Genomic DNA, 6,456 nt, shown 5'->3' with positions numbered 1-6,456 from the left:
GGCCCAGGGCGATGCCGCTGCCATTGCACCCGGTGGCGCCCAGCGGCAGACCGGCCAGGTACTGCGGCGCGTGTTGGCGCACCAGATCGCGATTGAAGATAAAGCCGCCGCTGCTCATTAGCACCGCCTGTTCGGCGCGAATCAACTGGCGAATGGCGCTGGTCTGTTCGATGTGACGCTGACGGGCGCGCAAGCGGTCGGCCAACGCTGGAGCGTACATATGAATGGCAGCGGCCCAGCGCGACAGACGCGCATGTTGTTTGGCGGCGCGGCTACCCGACGGCAACTGCCAGGCTTCGACGCCGATGACCTTGTCGTCGAGGTTGAGTACCAGACGCCGCACTTCGCACTGGCTGTGCAGGCGTGCACCGTGTCGCAAGGCGCTGGCCTTGAGTGGAGCGAACAGACTGGCACCGGACATGCCCGGGCCTTTGGTGCGGTGGCCACGGGGTGCCGGCTTGGCGCTGGCGGCATAGGCCGGCACGGCTTCGTTGCCGGAGTAATAGAGATAGTACTGGTCGCTCGGGTACGAGGTCTTGTGCGGCGGCACGCTGGCTTCGAACGCCGCGCCTTGGCGCTCCAGCCAGGCCAGTTGCTCGCGGCTGCCTTCGCAGAAATCCCGTAACGTCTCGGCGCTGACGGCGTCGCCGACTTCCTGACGCAGGTAATTGAACATGGCTTCGCTGGTGTCTTCATAGCCAGCCTGACACTGGTACGGCGTACCACCGCCGGCATATACCACGCCACCGCTCAGCGCCGTGGCGCCGCCGCCTTCGAAGCGATCCAGTGCGAGCACCGACAGGCCGCGAGCGCTGGCTTCGATGGCGGCACAGGCGCCGGCACCGCCAAACCCGACGATCAGCAAGTCGCAACGGTCATCCCATGGCAACTGGTCGGCGCTGTTCACTCGCAACGCCGTCAACCGGTTCAGGCTGTCCATGTTCGGGCCTCAGCCAGCAGCAGCGAGAGAAGGTGTTGGTTTGGCGGTGGTGGTGTAGCTGCCGTCGAGGTAGACCAGCGGGGTGATGGCGTCAGTGGTGTGGATCTGCAGGATGCGCCCGATGAACACGGTGTGGGTGCCATAGCTGAAGTGGCCGTCCTGGCGGCAGAGGATCGCCGACTGTGCGTCACCCAGGTAAGGAACACCGCCGGGGCTGGTCAGCCAGTTGCCACGGTCGAAGCGCGCTTCGCCCTTGATTGCGCCGCTGCACAGATGTGCCAGGTCCTGTTGTTCGACGCCGAGGATGTTGACGCAGAAGTCGGCACCGGTCGCCAGTGCGGCGTGGGGCGAGGCGGTCTTGTTGACGCAGATCAGCAGCGATGGCGGTTCGGTGCTCAGGGAGTCGACCGCGGTGGCGGCCATGGCGAACCGCTCGGAGCCGTTGCTGGTGCTGATAATGGTGACTGACTTGGCCAGGCGGCGCATGGCCTGGAGCATGTCGGCTTTGAGGTTGGCGTCGTTCATCGCACTGGGCCTTTTTTTGTTGGGGGTGGAGTGCGATGGATTCTTGCGCTGACGTCTAGCGCAAACATCGTCCGAGGGGACTAGGCATCAGGCCATTTCAATGTTGAATGTGCCGGCCTCATCGCGAGCAAGCTCGCTCCCACAGTTATCTGGGGCGCTCACAGGAATCGACCACACCTGATAACCCTGTGGGAGCGGGCTTGCCCTAATGCCAGTCAGTTAGGGCGCAAAACCTGTGGGAGCGAGCTTGCTCGCGATAGCGGACTGTCAGGCAATGCAGGTGTTGGCTATGCGATCGTCATCGTCGGAACGCCGCCCGGAGCAAGCTCGCTCCCACAGGAGTTGCGGTGTTCGAAGCGTTAACTGATCGGCATTAGGGCTTGCCCGCGAAGGCGGCCTTATAGACAACATCACTTTCACAGGCTCAATAAAAAACCCGGAAGCTTCCACTGTCCGGGTTTTTTATTGATCAACAACAATCAGCGGTTAAACCGCTCCACCAACGAATACTGGGTATTGGCAGTCCTGGTCAGCTCTTCACTCAGCAACGCCGAGTTCTGCGCCTGTTCCGAGGTCCGGTCCGCCAGTTCCGAAATGTTGCTGATGTTGCGGCTGATTTCTTCGGCCACGGCACTTTGCTCTTCGGTCGCGGCAGCGATCTGGGTGGTCATGTCGGTGATGTTGGCCACCGCCTCGCTGATCCCCACCAGCGCCTGGTCCGCTTCCAGTACCCGCGCCACGCCTTCTTCCGCCTGACGATGTCCGGCTTCCATGGTCTGTACGGCGGTACCGGCGGTTTGCTGGAGCTTGGCGATCAGCGCATGAATCTGCCCGGTGGACTCGCTGGTGCGTTGCGCCAGCTGACGGACTTCGTCGGCCACCACCGCAAAACCGCGACCCATTTCGCCGGCACGGGCCGCTTCGATGGCGGCGTTCAGGGCCAGCAGGTTGGTCTGGTCGGCGATGCCTTTGATCACGTCGACCACGCCACCGATTTCGTTGCTGTCCTTGGCCAGTTGGGTCACGGTCACGCCGGTTTCACCGACCACCACCGACAGGCGCTGGATGGCTTCGCGGGTCTCCCCGGCGATGTCACGACCACGACCGGTCAGGCGATTGGCTTCCTGGGTGGCATCGGCGGTGCGTTGTACGTGGCTGGCGACTTCCTGGGTGGTAGCGGCCATCTGGTTGACCGCAGTGGCCACCTGCTCGGTCTCGACGCGCTGGCGCTCCAGGCCGCTGGAGCTGTTGTGCGCCAGGGCATCGGATTGCCTGGCCTGATCGGTCAGGTGTTCGGCCGTGTCCTGCAGGCGGGTCAGGCAGGTTTTCAGGCGTGCTTCCTGACTGAGGATGGACATTTCCAGACGCGCCTGGGCGCCGCGACTGTCGGTGTACATCTGCGCGATCAATGGATCGGAGGTGGTCTGCTCAGCCAGGCGCAGCAAGCGCTTGAGGCCACGCTGCTGCCACTGAAGGCCCATCAGGCCCAGCGGCACCGAGAGCCCTGCTGCCAGGGCAAACCCCCAATGGGAGTTCAGCGATGCACCAATCATGAAGCTCAATTGGCTGACCAGAATGAACGGCAGCCAGTCCTGCAGGATCGGCAACCATTTATCCGAGGAGGGAACGGCCGACTTGCCCTGGTTGATGCGTAGGTAGAGCGCTTCGGCGCGGCGGATCTGTTCGGCAGTGGGCTTGACCCGCACCGACTCGTAACCGATCACCTGATTGCCTTCGAAGATCGGTGTCACATAGGCGTTCACCCAGTAATGATCACCGCTCTTGCAGCGATTCTTGACAATGCCCATCCATGGCAAGCCTTGTTTCAGTGTGCCCCACATGTGCGCGAACACCGCGGCCGGGACGTCGGGGTGACGGACCAGGTTGTGCGGTGCGCGGATCAGCTCCTCCCGGGAAAACCCGCTGATTTCGACGAAGGCGTCGTTGCAGTAGGTGATCATGCCCTTGGCATCGGTGGTGGAAATCAACCGTTGCTGAGCCGGGAAGGTCCGCTCGCGCTGTGTAATTGGCTGGTTGTTACGCATGGCTTTTTCAATCCGCAAGGCTTTCAAGAGTTGTCGGCTGCGTCGCGGATTTATTGAATGTTTTTTAAGCGCCTGACGTGTGTCACAAATTCGACCTGTGTTGAAAGGATTGACCTATCCGGCAGTTGAACTTTTCAGGGGTTCCTGCATTTACATTAATGGAATTTGATTGTTGTTCAGTTTCTGGAAAAGGGCTGGGGATGAATGGGGCGAGTAGCAATGCGTAAGCAGGTTGCAATCATAGGGACGTCGTTCCGTTTTCAATGTCGTCTGTTACACCGCTTTCGCGAGCAGGCTCGCTTGTACAGGTGTTTTGTGCGGATTTGAAGTTCAGGCCGCACCCACATCCCGCATCAATAACCCAAACTCCAGATCCACCGCATCCGGTATCGGCAAATACACCGTATGCCCATCGCCCGGCGCTTTGTCGATCGCTTCGCCTTTAGCGTTTTGCAACTGATGCAGATCGAAGTGGAAGTTGCCCTTGGGCGTCATCAGTTCCATGTGGTCGCCCAGGCCGAAGCGGTTCTTCACCCTGACCTCGGCCAGGCGGTCCCGCCGCTGCCCGGTCAGTTCACCGACAAACTGCTGGCGCTCCGACACCGAGCTGCCGTTCTGGTAGTTCTGGTATTCGTCATGCACGTGCCGGCGCAGAAAGCCTTCTGTGTAGCCGCGCTGGGCGAGGGATTCCAGGTCGGTCATCAGGCCGCGGTCGAAGGCCCGGCCCGCCACCGCATCGTCGATGGCGCGGCGATAGACCTGGGTGGTGCGCGCACAATAAAAGTGCGATTTGGTCCGGCCTTCGATTTTCAGGGAGTGCACGCCCATGTGCGTCAGGCGTTCGACGTGCTGCACGGCGCGCAGGTCCTTGGCGTTCATGATGTAAGTGCCGTGCTCGTCTTCGAAGGCGGGCATCTGTTCGCCGGGACGATTGGCTTCCTGCAACAGGAACACCTGGTCGGTAGGCGCGCCGATGCCCAGGGTCGGTTCGGGATCGAATGTCTGGACGATCTCGCCGAGCTGGTTTTCGGTAGCCGGTTGCGCTGAATATTTCCAGCGACAGGCATTGGTGCAACTGCCCTGATTGGCATCGCGCCTGTTCATGTAGCCCGACAGCAGGCAGCGCCCGGAATAGGCCATGCACAACGCGCCGTGCACGAACACTTCCAGTTCCATGGCGGGCACCTGCTCGCGGATCTCGGCGATTTCTTCCAGCGACAGCTCCCGGGACAGGATGATCCGGCTCAGGCCTTGCTGCTGCCAGAACTCGACACTCGCCCAGTTCACCGTATTGGCCTGCACCGAAAGGTGGATCGGCATCTGCGGGTAGTGCCGGCGCACCAGCATGATCAGGCCGGGGTCGGACATGATCAGTGCATCCGGGGCCATGGCGATCACCGGTTCAAGGTCCTTGAGGAAGGTCCTGAGCTTGGCGTTGTGCGGCGCGATGTTCACCACCACGTAGAAGCGCTTGCCCTGTGCCTGTGCCTCGCGAATGCCCAGAGCCAGGTTGGCGTGATCGAATTCGTTGTTGCGCACCCGCAGGCTGTAGCGCGGCTGGCCGGCATACACGGCATCGGCGCCGTAGGCGAAGGCGTAACGCATGTTTTTCAGGGTGCCGGCGGGGGCGAGCAGTTCTGGCGCGCAGAGGTTCATGGCGGTGTCGATCGCAAAAGCCGCACAGGGTAAATGCCCTGTGGCGAGGGTTTATTGACCTGGATCTATGCCTGATCAACAAACCGATGGCATTCGCCCGAGCCGAGGCGGGCTAAACATCATCGTCAGCTATTTCATACAGCTGCCTCAGGCGCTGAGCCTGCCGGACTGGCCGGTGCCGATGCGTTGCGACAATGCCTGGGCGGCGGGCAGCGAAGTGAGCGGGCCGCTGATCTGCACGCCGTCCTGGACGAGGTACCAGCAGGCGAGCATGCCCAGCTCTCTGAGCTGTGGGGGAACCGCGCTGCCGATAACGGACATGATCTGAACCTTGGACATGACAAGTACCTCCATCAATCTGTGGAGTTACTTTAAGGTCCGGGTGCCTTGAGGGGTAATCAACGCTTTCGATAGTGGTCATTGATGCCAGCGGGGGCAAACGACCGTCGGTCGGTCAGCTGACCACCTGATCGAGCATATGAACCACTTCCTGCTCGTTGAGCAGGCCCTTGCGCACCAGGCTTTGTGTCAGCAGCGAGAGAAACTTGGCGCTGCGATGGCCTTCCAGGTGCTTGAGTTCGGTCAGTGCGTTGTAGACCTTGCTGGAGGTGCACAGACCGACGATGCGGTGCGGGTTTTGCGTTGGCATGTGGTCGTCCTTGTTGTTATCAACCTGTTATCGACGGACAGCACCGAGCTTGCGGAGCTGTCATGACAAAAATATGACCGTTTTTTGCCGCACGGCAGAAAACGGGTCAGTCCATCTTGCCCGTTTCCACCACGTGCATTGTCCCGATAGCGACCTTGGCGAGATTTATCCAGACCTGCACCGACAAACGGGCATAAAAAACCCCGCTGTTTCAGCGGAGCTTGATGAGTCCGTTACCAGCGGCCGTAGTGATGGCCGTAGTAGCCGCGTGGCGGGCCGTAGTAACCACGGGGTGGTCCGTAGTATATCGGAGCCGGGCGGTAGTAGATCGGTTGTTYCACATAGACCGGGGCCGGCTGGTAGTAAACCGGAGGCGGTGGTGCGTAATAAACCGGCGCGGGTTGGTAGTAGACCGGTTGCGGTGCGACATAAACCGGGCGGTTGGCGTTGATCAGGGCCGAGCCGACAATGGCAGTGCCGACGATCGCGCCAAACACCGCCGGGCCTTGCCAGTAATTGCCTCCACCATGGGCTTGCGCCTGTCCTGCAATAGCGAGGGCGCCGATCAGCAAGGCAACTGTGGGGACTTTACGGATCATGATAGTTCCTCGGTTCTTCAGCCCGGCGCCTGTGTCTGCAAT

7 protein-coding genes are annotated in these 6,456 nt (G+C 61.1%); all 7 read right to left on the bottom strand.

What is annotated here, in order from left to right:
• A partial coding sequence (locus ACXRVY_RS14055) for an FAD-dependent oxidoreductase (protein ID WP_458237594.1) occupies window positions 1–940 on the bottom strand: 940 nt, incomplete at its 3' end.
• Window positions 941–949: 9 nt separating this feature from the next.
• Window positions 950–1,465 (bottom strand): flavin reductase family protein, encoded by a 516-nt coding sequence (locus ACXRVY_RS14050; protein WP_223463234.1) that lies wholly within the window; start codon window positions 1,463–1,465, stop codon window positions 950–952.
• A gap of 479 nt (window positions 1,466–1,944) precedes the next feature.
• A complete protein-coding gene (locus tag ACXRVY_RS14045; RefSeq protein ID WP_223463235.1) occupies window positions 1,945–3,510 on the bottom strand; it encodes a methyl-accepting chemotaxis protein in 1,566 nt (521 codons plus the stop codon).
• A gap of 330 nt (window positions 3,511–3,840) precedes the next feature.
• A complete protein-coding gene (gene trhP, locus ACXRVY_RS14040) occupies window positions 3,841–5,166 on the bottom strand; it encodes a prephenate-dependent tRNA uridine(34) hydroxylase TrhP (RefSeq protein WP_223463236.1) in 1,326 nt (441 codons plus the stop codon).
• Between the two features lie 147 nt (window positions 5,167–5,313).
• The gene (locus tag ACXRVY_RS14035) at window positions 5,314–5,505 is read right to left on the bottom strand and encodes a hypothetical protein (RefSeq protein WP_223463237.1); all 192 of its coding nucleotides are present in this window, start codon (window positions 5,503–5,505) and stop codon (window positions 5,314–5,316) included.
• 115 nt (window positions 5,506–5,620) lie between these two features.
• Window positions 5,621–5,815: a hypothetical protein gene (locus ACXRVY_RS14030; protein WP_008052996.1), complete on the bottom strand. Its 195-nt coding sequence runs from the start codon at window positions 5,813–5,815 to the stop codon at window positions 5,621–5,623.
• Between the two features lie 233 nt (window positions 5,816–6,048).
• Window positions 6,049–6,414, bottom strand: a complete 366-nt coding sequence (locus tag ACXRVY_RS14025) for a hypothetical protein (RefSeq protein ID WP_458237593.1) — start codon at window positions 6,412–6,414, stop codon at window positions 6,049–6,051.
• Window positions 6,415–6,456: the final 42 nt, after the last annotated feature.

It is taken from the genome of Pseudomonas sp. P5_A2_2 (assembly GCF_054177685.1).
The sequence above is the reverse complement of the archived record's forward strand: the minus strand, read 5'-3'. Positions and strand labels throughout refer to the sequence as shown.